The following is a 20,005-nucleotide window of genomic DNA, read 5'->3' as shown; positions in this document are numbered from 1 at the left end:
TAAGATTGATTTGTGTAGTGATTGTCAAGCTGAATTTATTTCAGCTTCTCATCCTCTTTTTAATTTTGTATAGAATTATCATTCAGAGCTTGTTTCAGAATCTTTCTGCAGCATAATTTATTTTTTAATAACGTGATGTGAACCTGAAACGAGTTCAGGTTGACTTTATGAATTTTAATTAAATTCTTTCTAAAACAATGATTTTGAAACAAAATGTCGTGTTAAAAATCAAAATGATGTATTTTTGCATCTTTATAAGTAAGATTTAGAAAAATGGCAATTCAAAAACCATCGATTCCCAAAGGGACAAGAGATTTCTCGCCTTTAGAAGTGAATCGTCGTCAATATATTATCAATACGATTAAGAAACAATTCGTGTTATTCGGATTTTCTCCAATCGAAACACCTTCATTTGAGAATTTATCAACTTTAACAGGTAAATATGGAGAAGAAGGAGATCGATTAATTTTCAAGATTTTAAATTCTGGAGATTATTTAGCAAAAGTTGATGAGCAATTGTTAACAGATAGAAATAGTCAAAAAGTAATTGCGCAAATTTCTGAAAAAGCGTTGCGCTACGATTTAACTGTGCCTTTCGCACGTTATGTGGTGCAACATCAAAATGAAATTACATTTCCTTTCAAACGTTACCAAATTCAACCAGTTTGGCGTGCCGATCGTCCTCAAAAAGGTCGTTTCCGTGAGTTTTTTCAATGTGATGCAGATGTTGTAGGTTCGGATTCGTTATTACAAGAAGTTGATTTTGTACAATTGTATGATTCGGTTTTTACAGAATTAAAAACGCCAGTTGAAATTCATATTAACAACCGCAAAATTTTATCAGGTTTAGCAGAAGTAGCAGATATTTCGGCTCAATTGATTGATTTTACAGTGGCTTTAGATAAGTTGGATAAAATTGGTGAAGAAGCGGTAAAAGAAGAAATGCGTGGAAAAGGAATTTCTGATTCTGCCATTGAAATTTTATCACCTTTATTCTCAATGAATGGAGATTATAAAACACAATTTGCTCAATTAAAAGAAATTTTAAAATCTTCGGAAATTGGATTAAAAGGAATTGAAGAATTAGAATTTGTTTTTGAAAATACAACAACTATTGGTTTACAATCTGCTGAATTAGTTTTGAACTTGACATTAGCACGTGGTTTAGATTATTATACTGGAGCTATTTTCGAAGTGAAAGCGAAAATCGGAGAATTCTCTTCATCTATTGGTGGAGGTGGTCGTTACGATGATTTGACAGGAATTTTTGGATTGAAAGATATTTCTGGAGTAGGAATTTCTTTTGGATTAGATCGTACATATTTAGTTTTAGAAGAAAATAATTTATTCCCAGCTTTAGAAGATTCAACAAATATCCAAGCATTGTTCATTAATTTCGGAACGAAAGAAGCTGCTGAGGCAATGAAATTGGTAAAACAATTACGTCAAAGTGGAATTAATACAGAGGTTTATCCTGATGATGCAAAAATGAAAAAGCAAATGGGATATGCTGATAAAAAAAGAATTAAGAAAGTAATTCTTTTGGGTGAAAAAGAAATTGCTGAGCAAAAAGCGACAGTAAAAGATATGATTTCGGGAGAACAAACCGAAGTTGTTTTTTCTGATTTGGCTAACGCATTGTCTTAATATGTCTTAATTCAAATCTATTCAATATATTTGCAAACTATTTAATCAAGAATATAAAATGAGTTTATTAACAGTTGGTACAGTTGCCTTTGATAAATTAGAATCTCCTTTCGGGAAAACAGATAAAATCTTAGGTGGTGCCGCTACATATATCGGTATGGCGTCTTCTTTATTGGGCGTGGATACTGCAATCGTTTCAGTTGTTGGTGGAGATTTTCCTCAAGAATACATCGATTTATTAATTTCAAAAGGAATTAATTTAGATGGAATGGAAATCGTAAAAGAAGGAAAAACATTCTTTTGGGAAGGTAAATACCATAATGATTTGAACACACGTGATACGTTAGCCACAGAATTGAATGTTTTAGAAACGTTTAATCCAGTTGTTCCTCAAGATCGTAAATCTCCAGACGTTTTGATGTTAGGAAATTTACATCCATTGGTACAAAAAGGAGTGTTGACACAATTAGATAATCGTCCAGGTTTGGTTGTTTTAGATACAATGAACTTTTGGATGGATTGTGCTTGGAATGAGTTGATGGATGTGATCAAAGATGTTGATGTAATTTCTATTAATGACGAAGAAGCGCGTCAAATGTCAGGTGAATATAGTTTAGTGAAAGCTGCTAAAAAAATCATGACATTCGGGCCAAAAACAGTTATCATCAAAAAAGGTGAGCACGGAGCTTTATTATTCCAAGAAGAACAAGTTTTCTTTGCACCAGCTTTACCATTAGAAGATGTTTTCGATCCAACAGGAGCTGGAGATACATTCGCAGGTGGTTTCTCTGGATACTTAGCAAAAACAAACGATTTTTCTTTCGATAACATGAAACGTGCAATTGTTTACGGATCTGCATTAGCATCTGTAACATGTGAAAAATTTGGAACAGAATCATTAGGAGCTTTAACACGTGATGGTTTAGCTGAACGTTTGAAAGAATTCAATAAATTAATGGATTTCTCAATAAATTTATAAGAAAATTATTCATCAAAATATTTAAAGCCTTGCATTTGCAAGGCTTTTTTGTTTTATATTAGATTGTAAATTTATTTATATGCAAGCTATTTTTGAAATAATTTTTATTGCGATTAGTGAACTTATAATAGAAATTTTTGGAATACGAGTTCGATATATTATTTTAAAACTATTTAATCCAAAGTTAAATTTTGAGGAATTTTCTCAAAATGAATCAGGTTGGCATAAATTTATAATGCAGTAGTAGGTTTGTTAATTCTAATTGGATTAATATTTGGTGTTGCTTTCTTATATTTTAATTAAAATGAAAAACAAAATTATACATCTTCTCATATTGGCATTTTCCTCTTTACTTTCTGGAATAATGATTTCGAAAATGTCATTCATCGGTAAAATAGGAATCACAATTATTTACAACGAATATACGATCCTGAAATCGTGGTGGAAAACAGCCTTGTTATTATTCGCTATACAAGCTGTTATTTTTATCGTATTATCCATTTGGAATGAGAAAACAACGAAACGTTTTAAACGTTTGTTATTGCCTCTCATTTTCCTTTTTATGGGAATTATTGGATTAATTTATTGCTATTACGATTTTACTGAAACCTCACATCGTTTATTGAAAAAGACTTTCCATTTCGGATTTTATATTTTTTGGTTTACGTGGTTTGGGAATTGTATATTTTTTATGACAAAAAAATCTCAAAAAGTAGAAGAAATTCCGCAAGAAACAGAAGTGTATTAAAATAAAAAGCTCATCAAATTTTGATGAGCTTTTGCTTTTGTGACCGAGACAGGATTCAAACCTGTAACCTCTTGAGCCGTAATCAAGTGCGCTATTCAGTTGCGCCACTCGGCCATTCCGGATAAGAAACTATTGTTCTTATTTTGGACTGCAAATATAAAGACTATTTTTGAATCTGCAAATATTTTTTTAAATAAAATTATCCTCGATCTCTATCGCTTATGAGCATCATCATAAAACTCAAAACAAAAAGTGTATCATTTTCGGATGATTGATATTGATTTAATTTAAATTTTCGTCCAAAGAATGAAGGTTCTTTTGATACTTCCATCATTTCTCTTCCTTGTAAATCAGTTAAAACATATTTTGGATTGAAAATATAACCTGAGAAAAATCCTACAACGGGAATTTCTCCAACCATTCCGTCCATCATACGCGTAAAACCACTACGTTCGTTGATTGTAAATAAATGATTATCATTTGCGTCGTAAATATGAAAAGTCGCTTTCCAAAAGGATTTGAAAGTTTTTCGTTTTGCTTTACCAACAACATTTCCGTTCGCATCTGTAATGGTAAAAGTTTGTTGAAAATCGATGATTTTATTCGAACGAAGTTGAAAAAGTTCTTCTTTTTTCGATGAATCACGGTAGATTTTAATCACATCTCGCCACGAAAGAATTTTTTCGCGTACATAAAACACAGGTTGATTATTAGCATCTGTTACAGAAAAATCATTGGAAAAAGTTGCAATATAAAACTTTATATCAAGCGGAAATTTTAGGTTGTTTAAATTCATAAGTATTGAGTAATTTTTATCAAAAATAGATTTTTTTCTGACATAAAAAAAGGTTCAGAATTTCTGAACCTTAAGTTTATAAATAATTTCTTACTTCATCTAAATGTGTAATTGTAGGAACATCATCCATCGAAAAATTATCATCTAATCGATCAAAGAAAATCGCTGACATTCCGAAAGCTTTTGCGCCAACAGCATCCGCAATCCAATCGTCACCAATGTAAATTGATTCATCTTTTTTAGCACCAGATTTTTCCATTGCCAAAGAAAAAATACGAGGATCAGGTTTCAAGATTTTGATTTCGTCTGCATAAGTCACCGTATCAAAAAAACCATTTAATTCTGATGTTTCAATTTTACGTTTCGAAACTTCGATAAATCCATTTGTGATAATGTGTAATTGATATTTTGGTTTCAAATAATCCAACAATTCCATTGCTCCATCCACCACTTCATTGTAATTGGTAATCGTTTCCATGTATTCATCTTCAAAAATCTTTGCTAGAGCATCATTATCAATCCCAAGATTATCAAAAGCTTCTTTGAAACGACGAGCACGTAATTCTTCTTTTGTAATTTTTTTGTCACGAATCAAAGCCCAAAGACCTTCGTTGCTATCGTGATAAAATGGATGAAATTCCTCGAATGTAAAACCATATCTATTTTCTACATCATACTTTTTGTAAAGCTCATCTAGCGCGAATTTTGCATTTTTTCTGAAATCCCAAAGTGTGTTATCAAGATCGAAAAAAACGTGTTTTATTGTGTTCATAAATGCAAAGCTAAGGATTTTATGTAGATTTGCTGATGAAGAAAATATCAATTGAAAGCGAAGTTAGAAAAATTTAAAACGAAGAATGCCAAAGGTGTTTTGTCTTTGTTGGTAGGTAACACAATTGCGCAAGTGATTATGTTTATTGGCGGAATTATTTTGGCTCGAATTTATGGTCCAGAAGCATCGGGAACTTACAATGCTTTTTTGAGTTTTGTGGCCATTCTTTCTATTTTGACAACATTTCGTTTAGAGAATATTTTCGTGATTTCGAAATCATCGAAAGCGATTAGAAATTTGTTTACAACCTTATTATTAGTGAGTAGTATTGTAACGATTTTATTCTTTTTGGGTTATGCTATTTTAGAAAAAATTTTCACATTCAAAACCTCCTTATTTATTGTTTTCTTAAGTTGTGTTGCAGGGGTATTTACAGCTTGGAACAATGTACAAAATACGTTGTTTACAAAGTATAAATTATTCAAAAGTATTTCGACTGGATTTGTGATTAATGCGTTGTTTTCGGTTTTTTTTCAGTTCATTTTTTATTGGATAGGCTACAAAGAAACAGGATTGATTTATGGAACAATTTTCGGAACTATTTTGTCTTGTGCATATTATTTTTCAATTACAAAAGGACGATTTTCTTCCATTGACTTTGGGTTGGCTAAACGAACAATTTCTAAGAACAAAGAAATCATAAAATATACATTACCCTCAGAATCGTTGAATGCAATTGCTAACAATTTATTGCCAATTATGATCGCGATTTATTTCTTGAAAGAAGATGTAGCTTTTGTGGGAAATTCAGCTAAAGTTTTGGTTGTTCCTTTGACGTTGCTTTCCAATTCGATGTCGAAAGTTTTCTTTCAGAAATCTGCTGCAATGATTGATCATCGTTCACATCAATTATATGATTTATCGAAAAAAGTGGTGCTGTACAATGTTGGAGCAATTGCTGTTTTTCTTTTGTTGATGAATTGTATCGGAATTTTTATTCTCGAGTGGATGCTTGGACCAGAATGGCGAGGTCTGCATATTATGACGTGGATACTTTCATTTTGGATTTTGTGTCGTTCTGCAATGAATCCTATTCAGCAAATAGTTGTGGTTATCAAGAAAAATCATTACGCACTATACTTCAATATTTATTTGGTTTTCGTCACATTGATTACTTGTGTGATTGGCGGACTAAATAAAAACATACTTTTGACGTTATCTCTATATTCTTTCTTTGCAGGAATGGGCTATTTGGTTCAACTTTACTTTGTAATGAAAGAACTGAAACGTTATAAAAAGTTAGGTGAATAATTCGAGAAAAAATATTTTAGCTTTAGCATCTTGGTATCCGAGTAGAATTTTTTTAGATAATGGAGATTTTATTCAGCGCCATTTACGTTCTATCTCTACTTTAAATAATGTGACGCTTGTTCATGCAGTAAAAGATGAAAATTTAAAATCTAATTTTGAAATAGATGATTCTATCAACCAAAATGTAAGGGAAATAATTGTTTATTTTAAACCATCTTTTTTTCGTCCGTTTAATTTAATCAAACAATTTATAGCTTTTCTGAAAGGAGTTTCTTTGGTTAATAATTTTGATATAATTCATCTCAATGTTGTTTATCCAGCTGGTTTAGTTGCTTTGTTTTTGAAAAATAAATACAAAAAACCAATAGTTTTAACAGAGCATTGGACAGGATTTTCTCCAGAACGTTTTATTTCATTTCCATTTTACAAGAAGTTTTTAATTAAAAAAATACTTAGAAAGGTAGATGTTTTAACGCCTGTTTCAAATGATTTAGCACAGAAAATACTTAAAATTTATCCTATAACAATTGTAAAAATTATTCCAAATGTTGTGGATGTAGAATTGTTTTCGGTAAAAGAAGATTGTAAAATAAAAAGAATAACTTTTTTACATCTTTCGCATTTAGAAAATGAACATAAAAATATTTTAGGAATGTTGAATGTTGTTAAAAAGTTAGTTGATAATGGCTATGATTTTGAATTTCAGATTGGAGGAAATGGAGATTTAACTTTGATTAATAATTTTGTTGAAGAAAATAATTTGTCTGCTTTTGTAAAATCTTTTGGGCGATTACAACATTTTGAAGTGAATCAAAAGATGAAAAATGTGAATTGTTTTGTACTTTTTAGTAATTATGAAAATCAACCTTGTGTACAAATAGAAGCTTTTGCTTCGGGAATTCCTGTTATCGCAAGTGATGTTGGTGGAATTAAAGAATTTATGCCAAATAATTTTGGATTTATTGTGAATAAAAATGATGAATCAGCACTTTATAAAGCAATGGTTGAGGTGATAGAAGGTTATGAATTTGCAACACCAAAGGAATTAAATAATTATGTTTTGAATAATTTTTCTAAGGAAGAAATTGCTCAACAATTTGATGATGTCTACACGAAAGTTTTAGAATGAAAGATTTAATCAAATTCATACAATCCTTTTTACAAAACAATGGTTTTTACGTTTTTTTATCTTTTGTGGTAGAAAAATTAGTGATGTTGATTAATACCATTTTCATTGTAAAAATGATTCCTCAAGATGAATTTGGTCGTATAACACTTATCGCATCTATCATTGGGTTTGTTACGCCATGGAATGGATTAGGTTCATTACAGGTTTTGATGAAATTTGGTGCTGGTGAAGAAAATGAACAAACACGTAAAGACCTAAGTCGAAAATTATTTAGAAATGGTGTTATTAATCAGCTTATTTTATGTAGTCTTTTTATTGTAATTGCTAATTTTTATGCCATAAAATTTGATCATTTATTGTGGATTATTCTCTTGTTTTCTGTTCGTCTTTTGGGCTTATTTTTCCAATCACATCTTACAATTGATTATCGTATAAATGGTTTTAATAAAAAGTTTGCTTCATTAAATATATTGATTAACTGTTTGGGACTGATTTTTACATTTTTCTTAACCATCAACTTTGGAGCAATTGGTTATATGATTTCGCTGGCGATTACACCTTTTATTAGTTTATTTTTCTATTCTAAAACAATTTTACAACAATCAATAAGTGGTTTAAGTGAAATGAATTGGAAAATGATGTGGAAATATGGAAGAATGGAATCTTTGGCTTATTTCGCTTCAGAGTTATTGTTTTCGATTGATATTGGAATGATTGCGATTTTTATGACAGATAAAGATATTGCTTTGTATAAAGTTGCGATTCTTTTGCCTATGAATTTATTATTTATTCCGACTATATTATTTCAAACCGATTTTCCTCGAATTATTAAAAATAGTCAGAACAAGGATTTTCTGAAATTTTATATAAAAAATTATTATAAGCTATTCATTCCTATAGGAATTAGTATTCTTTTAGGAAGTTATTTTCTTAGAGATTTTATAATCGAGTTATTTTTCAATAAAAGTTATTTAACTGGTGGTACAGTTTTTTTATTGCAACAATAGCAGTTGTTTTAGCAATGTTGTTTAGAGTATTATACATTAACTTGAATAGTACAATAGGAAGATCAGATTGGAATGTAAGAGTATCAATCCTCTCAATTGTTTGTTTAGTTATTTTTGATGCGCTATTAATTCCTTTTTATGGAATAGAAGGAGCAGCTTTAGGTATGTTAATAACTTTCTTAATTTCTGGATTATACGCATATTATTTGTTTAATAAGTATTTAAAAAATATTTAAAAATGTCATTATCAAAAAAAAATTATCAAAATTTATAAATGGATTTTTTCAAATTTGTAAGAATCCTTGGTTATTAAATATTATCATTGACCAAAATGAAAATTGGGAAAAGAAAACGCCAAATCATTATAAGAAAGGACTAAATCAAGTTTCTTTAGATCAATTATTTCCAAATTTTGACGGAAAATTAGATACAGTTGCTTTTTTAGATGGCGGTTCTTTGATTACAGATTTATTACTGCTGAAAAATGCGTGTAAAGAATTTGAACAATGTAAATATTTCGAAATTGGAACTTGGAGAGGAGAAAGTATTGTTAATTTGATTGATGTTGCTGATGATTTGAATACGTTAGATTTAGATACAAAGGATTATAAAACGTATAACTTTTCACAAGATTATGAAAATGCACATGGTTTTTTTATAAAAGATAAATCTAAAATAAAACAACATTTAGGAGACTCGACTAAATTTGATTTTTCAGGATTGAATAAAAAATTTGATGTAATTTTTATCGATGGAAATCATCGTTTTGATTTTGTAGTTTCGGATACAAAAAATGTTTTTGAACATCTGATTCATGAAAACTCTATCGTTATTTGGCATGATTATGCATTCTCGCCAGAAAAGATACGTTTTGAAATATTGAATGCAATTATAAAAGGAGTTCCTAAACAATTTCATAAAAATCTATATCATGTAGAAAATACAATGTGTGCTATTTATACACCAAAGAATTATGAAGGAAATATTCTTAAACTTTACGATAATCCAAAGAGAATTTTTTCTATAGATTTAAAAATTAATTAATGAGAAACAACATGCTTCTGTAGTAGTTTCTGAATATAAAATTTATAACGATTCTTTTTTATAAAAATTGCTGGGTTAGAAATACAATTATCCATCGGAAGTCGCTGAATATTTGTTGAAATCTCATCGTTTTTTATTCCTGCCGTACCAAATGTAAAATCGGATTTTATAGTATTAAAAAAGTTTATAGAAACTCCATCATCTGTAAAAGGAAAAGAAAAAACTCGATAATCCAAATTAAACTTTTGTTGGATAAAATCTAAACTTTCATTTGTCTCTATAAGTTGTTGTTCAAAAGAAATATCGCGATAATAAGGATGATTCATTGAATGTGCGCCAATTGTAAAGCCTTGATGAATTAATGCTTTAATTTCATTTTCATTCAAATAAATTTCAACATCATTTAGTTTTATTTCTTGTTTTAAAATTAATGAATTAATTTTTTTAAGATCATGAATAGAATAATTTAAAAGTTCTTTTTTAAGGTTATTGTCTGTAATGTTTTCTAAAATGAAAGCAACTTTATACCGATAAAAAACTTCTTGATTGTCAATAAAATTTGGATTGATAAAAAAAGTTGCATCTAAATTTCGTTCTTTTAATATTGGAGCAATTATAGAGTAACATTGTTTCAAACCATCATCAAAACTAAGATGAAAGTAATTTTCTTGAGGAATAGAACCATTTTTTTCGTATAAATCAATTAATTCAATCATAGAAATATTGACATAATTTTTCTGAAAAAAATCTAATTCACGTTGAAATTGATCAATAGATTTTAATGGATATAATTGATCGATATGAATTAATCTTTTATCTGAAACTGTATGGTAAAAAGGAAATATATTTTTTTTGAATAAATTTAATATCATAAAATAGCAGTCTTAACGTTTGTAAGTAATGAATGCAATTAAAACATTTTATAAAAAAATATTTTCCGAAAAGATAAGAATTAATAATAGAAAAAATTTAAAGAAATTGAATGGATTATTTCTGAAAGGAAATAATTTTTATTGTAATTGTTGCGAACAATCTTTTTCTAAGTTTTTGGATAAATCAAACGGTATAGATAACCGAGAAAATGCTGAATGTCCAAATTGTGGTTCATTAGAAAGGACAAGAGTTTTGTTAGAGTTTATAAAAAATGAAACAGATTTATTGGTTAAACCGAATAAATTATTGCATATTGCTCCAGAAGACGCATTGAAAAATATTTTTAAACAGACCGATAATTTACGTTATATCAATGCTGATATTAACATTAATCTTGCTGATGAAGAAATGGATATTACTTCAATAAATTATCCTGATAACACATTTGATTATATAATTTGTTGTCATGTTTTAGGGCATATTCCAAACGAAAAAAAGGCAATTGATGAATTGTTTCGCGTTCTAAAAAAAGGAGGAAAAGCTTTGATTCAAACTCCTATTCATCCAATAAATAATACGTTTGAAAATGCTGAATTTAAGACAGAAGAAGAACGATTAAAAAATTATGGCGAAAAAGATTTATTGAGATTGCATGGACAGGACTTTCAAGAAAGATTAAAACGTGAAAATATAATTGTCGAAAAAATAGATTATCGAAATAAAATTGATCATAATTTAGCAAAGAAACTTTCTGTTGGAAATGGCTATCGTGAATTAATTTTTCTTTGTCAAAAAGTCTAAATTAGAATAGTTTGTATAATGATTTTTTATAGCACCAAAACCTTGCATAAATTTAGCTATAGAAGGAATCATAGAACCTTCGAAATCAAGTGTTAATTCTGAATTAGAAAAGTTTTTGATAATGTAATCTATTATGTAAGCTGATCCAAAATTACTTTTTGAATTCTTATTTCTTGCAAAAGCAAAATTATAAACTCGATTTTTAGAAATCATGATTAGTTGACAACCAATTAAATTTTCTTCTTGATCAAAAATTTCATAAATATTAATAATTTTTTGATTAAATAAACTTTGAATTTTTTCTTGCGAATAGTTTATTAAATTATTTGCGATCAAATATTCATAAGATGAATTTATTTTGAAAAATCGATTTAATTGAGTAACTTTTTCAATGTTATAATTGGATTTTTCTACTTTACGAATTTCATTTTTTCTATTTCTACTGTAATTTGAAAATAAAATTTCATAATCTTGATTCAAATCTAAAATATAATTAACCTTTTTCTGTCCCTTCGGTTCAAACATCTCTGTATTTTCCTCATTAAAAGCATAAGCTCTCACTAAATTTCGATGTAGTTTTTTCTCAAAAAGTTGAAAAGTTTCTTTTGAGAAATTTTCTTGATGAAAAACTCCTAATTGTTGACAATAAATTGGTTGTGTAATAAATTTTATACCAATTTTTTTTGTATATGGCAAAGGCATTATGGCTTCATAATCGTTCAAAACATAACAATCCCAATTGTTTTCAACTAAAGCATCCAAATAAAAAACTTCGGCATAAATGCGGTAATTCACCGATTTGTTGAGACATTCGGTATATTTATTAACATCTAATTTTTTTCGAGAAACTCTTTTTATCATTTAAAAATACTTTCGTAAACTTTTCGCCATTCAGTCCAATCTTCGTTCAAGTTTGATTGGTGGAATAATGTTATAAACGTTCCGTTTGTGGCTTTAATTGTTTGTTTCAATCGTTTTATTTCCTCTAAAGCTTGTTGCGGTGTTAATTTTAAATAATTTTTCAATGTAACATCCATTGCGACAAAAGGATATATTTTTAACAATGTTTGTTGATTTCTTGATAAGTCAAACCATTTGAATGGAGTAGATGTTCCAGCTCTAAAGCCTAATTGATGTGGGAATCCCATGGTGTAATCTTCCAAAATTTCATTTATTAACAATTGTTGATAAGTGTAAGGGAAATTCAATTTAATGAAATGTTGACGTGATTTTTTTATCGGTTGATTGCTAATTTTTTCTAATCGATTAATTTCAATTGTTAATTTATTTTCATCAAAATTAGATTGATAAGAAGGGTGAATTCCAATTTTTGCCCAAGTTGAAATGTTATTTATTAAATTTTTTTGAGCATTATTTTTCCAATGATGATTTTTATCGAAAGTAGAATAATCGCCCAATAACCAAAAGAAAACTGTTTCGATTTGATGTTTTTCAGCTAAAACTTTCAAATAATCAAATGTATCGTAAGGATCTTTTTTTTGCTGATTTAAAATTTTGATTTGATTCTGAAATTCTTTGAAATCACCTTTTAAAATTTTCTTTGAAAGTGAACCAAATTTTATTTTAGGAGAATGATGAAGATATTTCCATGCATAATCTACGTCATGAGTATTAATCTGTTTGAAAACTCTCTGTTTAAAATAAATTTCAGGAAATTTAGACTTTATCTTTTTTTGAATTTCAATACAAATTTCATCTACAATTGGTTTCGAATAATCTAAATCCGAACCTAAAAAACGATTGTGTTTATCAAATTTTTCTGGTTTTGCAATGTATTCTTCATAACGAGAAAGCCAATAAAAACATTTCCCAAATTCGTTTAAAATTGAATAATCAACATTTTCTTGAATGGTAGTTTCCAATAAAATATCATCAACTTTATAATTGATTTCATTTTCTAAAAATTGATTTGAAAAGTTGATTTTTGGTAAAATTGATTGTGAAAACTCATCAAAATCTGTAGTCGTTTTGTAGTCAATTCCAGAAAAATTATGAAAAATAAAATCGAAAATATATTCAATTCGATTCGTTATTTTTTCTGTAAATATGATGATTTTTTGACTCAAAATAGTTTTCAATAAAGCTTAAAGATATCAAATTAGACCATCATCCGCAAATGAATAAAAATCTTTTTGAGAAACAATAATGTGATCTAAAACTTGAATATCTAAAAGAGTGGCACCTTCTTTTATTTTTCGAGTAATGTGTATATCAGACTGACTTGGAGTAAGATTTCCAGAAGGATGATTGTGAGAAAGTATCATTCCAGTTGCCATTAACTCTAAGGCACGTTTAAAAATTACTCGAATATCGACAGCGGTTTGATTAATTCCACCTCGTGAAATTTGCTCAGTTTTAATGATTCGATTTCCTTGATTGAGAAACATTACCCAAAATTCTTCGTTTGGTAAATCACCAATTTGTTGTTGTAAAATTATGGCTGCGTCTTTGCTTGAAGTAATTTTGTCGCGTTCTAAAATCTCTTGCGAATTTCGTCTTCTTCCAATTTCCATTGCTGTGATTATCGAAATTGCTTTTGCTTCTCCAACTCCTTTGAATTTGCATAAATCTACAATTGAATATTTTGCTAATTCATTCCAATTATTGTTTGCAGAATTTAAGATTCGTTTTGCTAACTCTACAGCGGATTCATCACGATTTCCACTTCCCATGATAATCGCTAACAATTCGGTATCAGAAAGTGACGAACGCCCTTTTAAAGCTAATTTTTCGCGAGGACGATCATCTTCATTCCAGTTTTTTATCGAATTTTTATTCTCTAAGTAATCCATTTATATAAGGGATTGATTTTGTATTTTACAATATAATAAAAAAAGCTCGAACAAATTTGTTCGAGCTTGATATTTAATGAAATAGTTTTTTTTATTTATTGACTTTTGCCCAAGTATCTTTAAGGGTAACTGTTCTATTGAAAATTAACTTTTCTGTAGAAGAATCACGATCTAAAGCAAAATATCCAATACGTTGAAACTGGAATTTATCCTCCACTTTGGCTTCTTTCAAAGCAGGCTCAGCAAAACCTTCTTTTACAGTTAAAGAATTTGGATTGACAAATTGTAAAAAGTCAACATCTTTCTCTGCATCTGGAGATTCAACTGTAAATAAACGATCATATTCTCGAACTTCGATCGGAATATTCTCTGTTGCAGAAACCCAATGCAACGTACCTTTTACTTTACGTTTAGAAGCTTCAGTTCCACTTCCAGACTTCGTTTCAGGATCGTAAGTTGCATAGATTGTTGTGATATTTCCTTCAGCATCTTTTTCTACTCTTTCAGCTTTAATGAAATATGCACCTTTCAAACGAACTTCGTTTCCTAATGATAAACGGAAGAATTTTTTAGGCGCTTCTTCCATAAAATCTTCACGTTCGATGTAGATTTCTCTTGTGAAAGGAACGATACGAGTTCCAGCTGTTTCATCTTCCGGATTATTCTCAATTTCTAATTCCTCCACTTGTCCTTCTGGATAATTTTCGATTACCACTTTCACTGGATCAATAACAGCAAAAACACGAGGAGCAATTTTATTTAAATGATCACGAACAGAGAATTCTAATAACGAAATATCCAATACATTATCACGTTTTGCAACACCGGCTGTATTCCAAAAATTCTTAATCGATTCTGGCGTATAACCGCGACGACGCAAACCTGAAATAGTAGGCATACGTGGATCGTCCCAACCTGTTACAACTTCTTCTTGAACCAATTTCATCAACTTACGTTTACTTGTAATCATGTACGAAACATTACCACGAGCAAATTCGCGTTGTTTTGGTTTTTGAGGTTGATTTGGTAGTTCCACATTGTTCGCGTACCATTCGTATAAATCGCGATGATTTTTGAATTCTAATGAACATAATGAGTGTGAAATTCCTTCGATATAATCAGATTCTCCATGCGTCCAATCGTACATTGGGTACATTTTCCAAGTGTCTCCAGTACGGTGATGAGGACGTTTCAAAATACGATACATAACAGGGTCGCGCATGTTCATATTAGGAGAAGTCATGTCTATTTTTGCACGTAAAACATGTGTTCCTTCTTCAAATTCTCCCGCTTTCATTCGTTCGAAAAGATCTAAATTTTCTTCAACAGAACGATTTCTATAAGGAGATTCAATTCCTGGTTCAAAAGGTGTTTTACGTTGTTCATTAATCACTTCTGAAGACTGGTCGTCGATGTACGCTTTTCCTTCTTTAATTAATTGAACAGCCCAATCGTAAAGCTGCTGGAAATAATCAGAAGCATAGCGTTCTTCAGCCCACTCGAAACCTAACCATTTCACATCTTCGCGGATAGAATCTACGAATTCTTGCTCTTCTTTGTCAGGATTAGTGTCATCAAAACGTAAGTTTACAGGCGCATTGTAACGCTGTCCTAAACCGAAGTTTAAGCAGATTGCTTTTGCATGCCCGATATGCAAATAACCATTTGGTTCTGGTGGGAAACGAAAACGTAAATTTTCTTTCGGCATCCCGTTGGCTAAATCATCTTCGATGATTTGCTCAATAAAATTCAATGATTTTTTTTCTTCTTCCATTTTTTAATTACGATTGAGTTTGCAAAGGTACGAAATTGACAATAAATATAATGTCGAAAATTCCGGATTTTACAATTAGAAAAATTCAATCAAAAAATAGAAGTAAATAAATGATTTATAATGGATAAGTTACCCCAAATAAATTTCCAATAATCCGTTTGGAATTTGGATAAGCATTGCTTTTTCGTTACGATTAACTTCTAAGATCCACTCATCAATCATCGGGATTAAGATTTCTTTTCCGTTTGCATCTACTTCAAAATAAGCTTGTGCAGCAGAATCGTTAACAGATTTTATCGTTCCAACTTCTGTATTTGTTTGATCATAAATCGTGAAACCAACAATTTCGTGGTAATAAAAATCTGTTCCAGAAAGTTCTGGTAATGATTTTAGAGGTAAATAAAGTTCGCGATTGATTAATTTGTCGACATCTTCGTCTTCAACATCTTCAAATTTTACTAATAATTTTGTGCCTTGATAAGGCTGAGAAGTTTCGAAAAAAAATGGAACCAGTGTACCATCTTGCTCGATGAACACTGCTTCCAAAGTATCGTATAATTCTGGTTCGTCTGTATCCAAGTGAATGATTAAATTACCTTTGAAACCATGTCTCTTTGTAACTTTACCTAAATAGTAGCAATCATTTTTTGTCATTTGGAACGTCTCTGAACTTAAAAATTATTCTTCTGTAGCAACTTCTTCAGTTGTACCTTCTGCTTCTTCAGCAGGAGTTTCTTCAACTTGTGCAGCAGCTTCAGCTTCCTGAGCAGCTTTTACACGAGCTTCATTAACAGCTTTTTCAGCTTCTAATGCAGCAGCTTTAGCAGCAGCAGCACCTGAAGTTAAACCGTCTTTTTTAGCTTGAACTTTTTCACCTTTAGCTTCTAACCAAGCGTCGAAACGTTTGTCAGCTTCTTCTTGAGAAAACGCACCTTTAGCAACACCACCTAATAAGTGTTTTTTCATAAAAGCACCTTTGTAAGATAATAAAGCTTTAGCAGTATTAGTTGGCTCAGCACCAGTTTGTAACCATTTTACAGCAGAATCAACATTTAATTCTACAGTTGCAGGGTTAGTAATTGGGTTGTAAGTACCTAATTTTTCGATGAAACGACCATCACGTTTTGCTCTTGAGTCAGCAACTACGATGTGAAAGAATGGTTTTCCTTTACGACCATGTCTTTGTAATCTAATTCTTGTAGCCATAGTATAACTAATTATTTTGGGAACTCGTCCCGTTTTACAAATTTGAGGTGCAAATATACAAAAAAATAATAATATGAATTAGAATTAGTATTCAGATATTAATTCTAATTTTATATAAATCAATTTCATGAAATATTTAACATTAATGATACTTACATTATTATTGTCATGTAAGACCAATTCTACTGAGCTTAATAAGAAAAATGATATAGACTCGGTGATTATTAATGATGACCATATTAAAATTAATGATACACTAATTATAAGAGATTCAACAATAACTCCTTCAATAATTAGTGAATAAAATTACATAAATAAACATAGTATGAAGAAAACATTTATTTTATTATTTACATTATTTGGATTGTCAGCTTCTTTTGCGCAGGATAATAATGCGATTTTTTATAAAAAACTGGAAGAGCAGCAATTAAAGAATGAACAGAAGTTTAATAGTCTACAGAATAAGAATGCTAAATCTGTAATTGTAGATCAATCAAAAGGAATTTCTAATCTCGCAGGTTTTATAGAAGATTCACCTTTTTTTTACCAAACTGATGATATTAGAGCAAATACAGGAGCGGGTATTACTGAGTTACAAAATGAAGGTATTAATGGTTTTGTTTTGAATGGGAAAGATGTTAGTGTACTAGTAATGGACGGAGGGGCAGCGCTAGGAACACATATTGAGTTTAGAGATCTTGATTATGGAAATTCAAGCAGATTATTTGATACCGAAAATGGAGCAACTGCAATATCTGATCATGCAACTTCTGTATCAGGTTTTATTGCAGCCGAAGGTAGAGCTTCATTTAATGGATACCCACAATATGCAGCTAAAGGAGTATTAACAAAAGCTAAAATAAAAAATAGCAGTTTTAATACAACAACAAATGGAAACAATATACAGAAGCTTTTAAATGCAAAAGAAAATTTATCTAATCATTCTTATGGTGTAAATTTAGGATGGGATAATTATTATTCTAAGACAGATAAATTAGGTCCTGGATGGTATTTTAATATGACAAATTATCAAGATTTAGTTAAGGACGCCAGTGCTACTTTGAGTGGATCTTATTATAGTTCTGATGCTGATTTTGACAAGACGGTTTATAATAATCCAAATTATATTGTTGTTAAATCAGCAGGTAATTATTATGGTTCGGGACCAGATGCCTCTGATACTAATCCAAAATTCCAATACAAAGATGGGATTTGGACACCTTTTACTGCATCGGAAGTAATACCTTCAAAAAATTGTATTAATGATGCATATTGTATTGGTTGGGGGTCATTGGCTAAAAATATCATTGTTGTAGGAGCGGTTAAATTACCGAATACTACTGATTATAAATTTACGACATTAACAAAAGATAATAGAGCAACATTTTCAAGTGTTGGACCTCGTAAAGATGGAGCAATTAAACCAGATATTTCTACTTATGGAGATTCTTTGATTGCTCCTTCATATGACTCATCAAATCCTACACAAAATAATGTATTTATTATAGGAAGTGGTACATCTTTTTCTGCACCAATTGTGACGGGGGCAATGGGAATGTTGACTCAGTTACAAAGATTAGTAAATAATAATTCTACATTTACTTTTTTTGGAGATGAAGCTAAAACACTACTTTTACATACTGCTGATGAGGCTGGAGATAATGATGGACCAGATATTTATTTTGGTTGGGGATTATTAAATACTAAAAAAGCAGCAGAGGTTTTATTAGATGATACAAAATTGTTTGAAAGAAAATCAAAAGTTTCAGGTACAGATATAGTGTATGAAATAACTTCCGATGGAACACCTTTGAAAGCAAGTATTTCCTGGATAGACCCAGAAGCAGCTTATTTTAAAAATATAAATGATTTATTTTATAATCAGTCTTCAAGATTGATTAATGATTTTGATTTAAGAGTAGTAGAAAGTTCTACAAATGTTACTTATTTTCCATGGAAATTAGATTTAAATAATGTTACTGGTCCTGCAATCAAAGGAGATAATACAGTAGATAATTATGAACAAGTTCTTATAAAGACTCCAACAAAAGGAGCAAAATATAAAGTTATTATTTCAAATAAAGGAAATTTAATAGATAACGCAGGAGTTAAAAAGAATCAGGATGTTACTGTATTGATAACAGGTAGAACAACTGGAGCTCTTAATACAGATGAGTTAGCTGTTGATAAATCGATTTCTGTTTATCCAACATTAGCAAAAGATATTGTAAATGTACAGACAACTGAAAAAATAACAGTTGTAGATATTTTTGATATGACCGGAAAAAAAGTTTCGTCTTCGGATAAGAAACAAATTAATATTTCAAATTTACCGACAGGTGTTTATATTATTAATATCAAAACAGATAAACAATCGGTTTCTAAGAAAATTGTAAAACAATAGAACAGTATTTTTTCTATTAATTTAAAACTTCAATAACATTGTTATTGAAGTTTTTTATTTTAGCGTGAAATAGATTATTAAAAAATGAACAAACAAGAAATACTTATTCAGACACAAGCTTATATCAAAAAAACTTTTTTAGATGAAGGAACAGGACACGATTATTTTCACATAGAACGTGTGGTGACAAATGCGAAGAAGATTTTAGAAACTGAAAATGCAGATTCTTTTTTGGTTGAATTAGCAGCTTGGACACATGATATCGGTGATTATAAATTGCATAATGGAGTTGATAAATCGGAGGAATTAATTAGAAAATTTTTAGAATCAATTCATGTAGAGGAAGAATCAATTCAGAAAGTATTGGAAATAGTCTCGCAAGTTTCATTTAGTAAAGGAAATAAACCAACAACTATCGAGGCTGAAATTGTGCAAGATGCTGATCGTTTAGATGCAATTGGAGCGGTTGGTATTGCGCGTTGTTTTGCATATGGCGGAAGTGTAGGTAGTATTTTATATAATCCGTACGATAATTCGAAAGACGCTTCTAGCGTGCAACATTTTTATGATAAATTATTTAAATTAAAAGAGTTGATGAATACCAAAACAGCAAAAGAAATTGCTTTAAAACGTCATCAGTATATGGAAAATTTTATCGAAGAATTTTATCAAGAAGTGAAATAATATTGTAACTTATTATT

19 protein-coding genes, 1 tRNA gene and 1 pseudogene are annotated in these 20,005 nt (G+C 29.8%); 11 read left to right on the top strand and 10 right to left on the bottom strand.

Features of this window, described 5'->3' with window-relative positions; all coding sequences use genetic code 11:
- Window positions 1-273: 273 nt before the first annotated feature.
- The 3 genes from hisS (at window position 274) to B3M86_RS02500 (ending at window position 3,374) form a co-directional block, all read left to right on the top strand.
- Window positions 274-1,647 (top strand): histidine--tRNA ligase, encoded by a 1,374-nt coding sequence (hisS, locus tag B3M86_RS02510; RefSeq protein ID WP_291075772.1) that lies wholly within the window; start codon window positions 274-276, stop codon window positions 1,645-1,647.
- Between the two features lie 58 nt (window positions 1,648-1,705).
- Entirely contained in the window at window positions 1,706-2,626 is a 921-nt protein-coding gene (locus tag B3M86_RS02505) for a PfkB family carbohydrate kinase (RefSeq protein ID WP_125350781.1), read from the top strand.
- 304 nt (window positions 2,627-2,930) lie between these two features.
- Entirely contained in the window at window positions 2,931-3,374 is a 444-nt protein-coding gene (locus B3M86_RS02500; protein WP_257468033.1) for a hypothetical protein, read from the top strand.
- Between the two features lie 40 nt (window positions 3,375-3,414).
- Here B3M86_RS02500 and B3M86_RS02495 read toward each other — a convergent pair.
- The 3 genes and pseudogenes from B3M86_RS02495 to B3M86_RS02485 form a co-directional block, all read right to left on the bottom strand.
- Window positions 3,415-3,488, bottom strand: a tRNA-Arg gene (locus tag B3M86_RS02495).
- Between the two features lie 85 nt (window positions 3,489-3,573).
- Window positions 3,574-4,200, bottom strand: a pseudogene (locus tag B3M86_RS02490) (LURP-one-related family protein); the annotation flags it as partial.
- Window positions 4,201-4,246: 46 nt separating this feature from the next.
- Window positions 4,247-4,942, bottom strand: a complete 696-nt coding sequence (locus B3M86_RS02485; protein WP_286495339.1) for a YjjG family noncanonical pyrimidine nucleotidase — start codon at window positions 4,940-4,942, stop codon at window positions 4,247-4,249.
- A gap of 51 nt (window positions 4,943-4,993) precedes the next feature.
- Here B3M86_RS02485 and B3M86_RS02480 point away from each other — a divergent pair, with 51 nt between their 5' ends.
- The 5 genes from B3M86_RS02480 to B3M86_RS02460 all read left to right on the top strand — a co-directional run bounded on the left by B3M86_RS02480 (window position 4,994) and on the right by B3M86_RS02460 (window position 9,433).
- Window positions 4,994-6,253 carry a lipopolysaccharide biosynthesis protein gene (locus tag B3M86_RS02480; protein WP_291049752.1) on the top strand — a complete coding sequence of 420 codons (1,260 nt, stop codon included), beginning with the start codon at window positions 4,994-4,996 and terminating at the stop codon, window positions 6,251-6,253.
- Window positions 6,246-7,382 carry a glycosyltransferase family 4 protein gene (locus B3M86_RS02475; RefSeq protein ID WP_291053423.1) on the top strand — a complete coding sequence of 379 codons (1,137 nt, stop codon included), beginning with the start codon at window positions 6,246-6,248 and terminating at the stop codon, window positions 7,380-7,382. The genes B3M86_RS02480 and B3M86_RS02475 overlap by 8 nt, the downstream gene beginning before the upstream one ends.
- Complete coding sequence (locus B3M86_RS02470) at window positions 7,379-8,389, top strand: polysaccharide biosynthesis protein (RefSeq protein WP_291069144.1); 1,011 nt, start codon at window positions 7,379-7,381, stop codon at window positions 8,387-8,389. Before B3M86_RS02475 ends, B3M86_RS02470 begins: the two co-directional genes overlap by 4 nt.
- 14 nt (window positions 8,390-8,403) lie before the next feature.
- Complete coding sequence (locus B3M86_RS02465; RefSeq protein ID WP_291075769.1) at window positions 8,404-8,625, top strand: polysaccharide biosynthesis C-terminal domain-containing protein; 222 nt, start codon at window positions 8,404-8,406, stop codon at window positions 8,623-8,625.
- A 220-nt stretch (window positions 8,626-8,845) separates the two neighbouring features.
- Entirely contained in the window at window positions 8,846-9,433 is a 588-nt protein-coding gene (locus tag B3M86_RS02460; protein ID WP_291075767.1) for a class I SAM-dependent methyltransferase, read from the top strand.
- On the opposite strand, the gene B3M86_RS02455 is transcribed toward B3M86_RS02460, so the two are convergent.
- A complete protein-coding gene (locus B3M86_RS02455; RefSeq protein WP_280051190.1) occupies window positions 9,430-10,305 on the bottom strand; it encodes a polysaccharide deacetylase family protein in 876 nt (291 codons plus the stop codon). The two genes, B3M86_RS02460 and B3M86_RS02455, sit on opposite strands and share 4 nt — an antisense overlap.
- A 106-nt stretch (window positions 10,306-10,411) precedes the next feature.
- On the opposite strand from B3M86_RS02455, the gene B3M86_RS02450 reads away from it, so the two are divergent.
- Window positions 10,412-11,107: a class I SAM-dependent methyltransferase gene (locus tag B3M86_RS02450; RefSeq protein ID WP_185144150.1), complete on the top strand. Its 696-nt coding sequence runs from the start codon at window positions 10,412-10,414 to the stop codon at window positions 11,105-11,107.
- Here the strand turns inward: B3M86_RS02450 and B3M86_RS02445 are convergent.
- The 6 genes from B3M86_RS02445 to B3M86_RS02420 all read right to left on the bottom strand — a co-directional run bounded on the left by B3M86_RS02445 (window position 11,081) and on the right by B3M86_RS02420 (window position 16,900).
- Complete coding sequence (locus B3M86_RS02445; RefSeq protein WP_219033877.1) at window positions 11,081-11,968, bottom strand: hypothetical protein; 888 nt, start codon at window positions 11,966-11,968, stop codon at window positions 11,081-11,083. The two genes, B3M86_RS02450 and B3M86_RS02445, sit on opposite strands and share 27 nt — an antisense overlap.
- Window positions 11,965-13,194, bottom strand: coding sequence for a polysaccharide deacetylase family protein (locus tag B3M86_RS02440; protein ID WP_125349538.1), 1,230 nt, complete (start codon window positions 13,192-13,194; stop codon window positions 11,965-11,967). Before B3M86_RS02440 ends, B3M86_RS02445 begins: the two co-directional genes overlap by 4 nt.
- Before the next feature lie 27 nt (window positions 13,195-13,221).
- Complete coding sequence (gene radC / locus B3M86_RS02435) at window positions 13,222-13,920, bottom strand: RadC family protein (RefSeq protein ID WP_125349537.1); 699 nt, start codon at window positions 13,918-13,920, stop codon at window positions 13,222-13,224.
- Between the two features lie 91 nt (window positions 13,921-14,011).
- The gene (locus tag B3M86_RS02430) at window positions 14,012-15,694 is read right to left on the bottom strand and encodes a glutamine--tRNA ligase/YqeY domain fusion protein (RefSeq protein WP_125349536.1); all 1,683 of its coding nucleotides are present in this window, start codon (window positions 15,692-15,694) and stop codon (window positions 14,012-14,014) included.
- A gap of 129 nt (window positions 15,695-15,823) precedes the next feature.
- Window positions 15,824-16,348 (bottom strand): ribosome maturation factor RimM, encoded by a 525-nt coding sequence (gene rimM / locus B3M86_RS02425; protein WP_280049017.1) that lies wholly within the window; start codon window positions 16,346-16,348, stop codon window positions 15,824-15,826.
- 24 nt (window positions 16,349-16,372) lie between these two features.
- Window positions 16,373-16,900, bottom strand: coding sequence for a 30S ribosomal protein S16 (locus tag B3M86_RS02420; protein WP_180905332.1), 528 nt, complete (start codon window positions 16,898-16,900; stop codon window positions 16,373-16,375).
- Window positions 16,901-17,225: 325 nt separating this feature from the next.
- Here B3M86_RS02420 and B3M86_RS02415 point away from each other — a divergent pair, with 325 nt between their 5' ends.
- Together B3M86_RS02415 and B3M86_RS02410 are read left to right on the top strand one after the other, a co-directional pair.
- Window positions 17,226-19,304 carry a S8/S53 family peptidase gene (locus B3M86_RS02415; RefSeq protein WP_286495331.1) on the top strand — a complete coding sequence of 693 codons (2,079 nt, stop codon included), beginning with the start codon at window positions 17,226-17,228 and terminating at the stop codon, window positions 19,302-19,304.
- Between the two features lie 84 nt (window positions 19,305-19,388).
- Window positions 19,389-19,988, top strand: coding sequence for an HD domain-containing protein (locus B3M86_RS02410; RefSeq protein ID WP_219033870.1), 600 nt, complete (start codon window positions 19,389-19,391; stop codon window positions 19,986-19,988).
- Window positions 19,989-20,005 lie beyond the last annotated feature (17 nt).

It is taken from the genome of Empedobacter sp. UBA6305 (genome assembly GCF_002440405.1).
Lineage (GTDB): Bacteria > Bacteroidota > Bacteroidia > Flavobacteriales > Weeksellaceae > Empedobacter > Empedobacter falsenii_B.
Note: the sequence above shows the minus strand (reverse complement) of the source record. Positions and strands in the feature narration are given on the sequence as shown.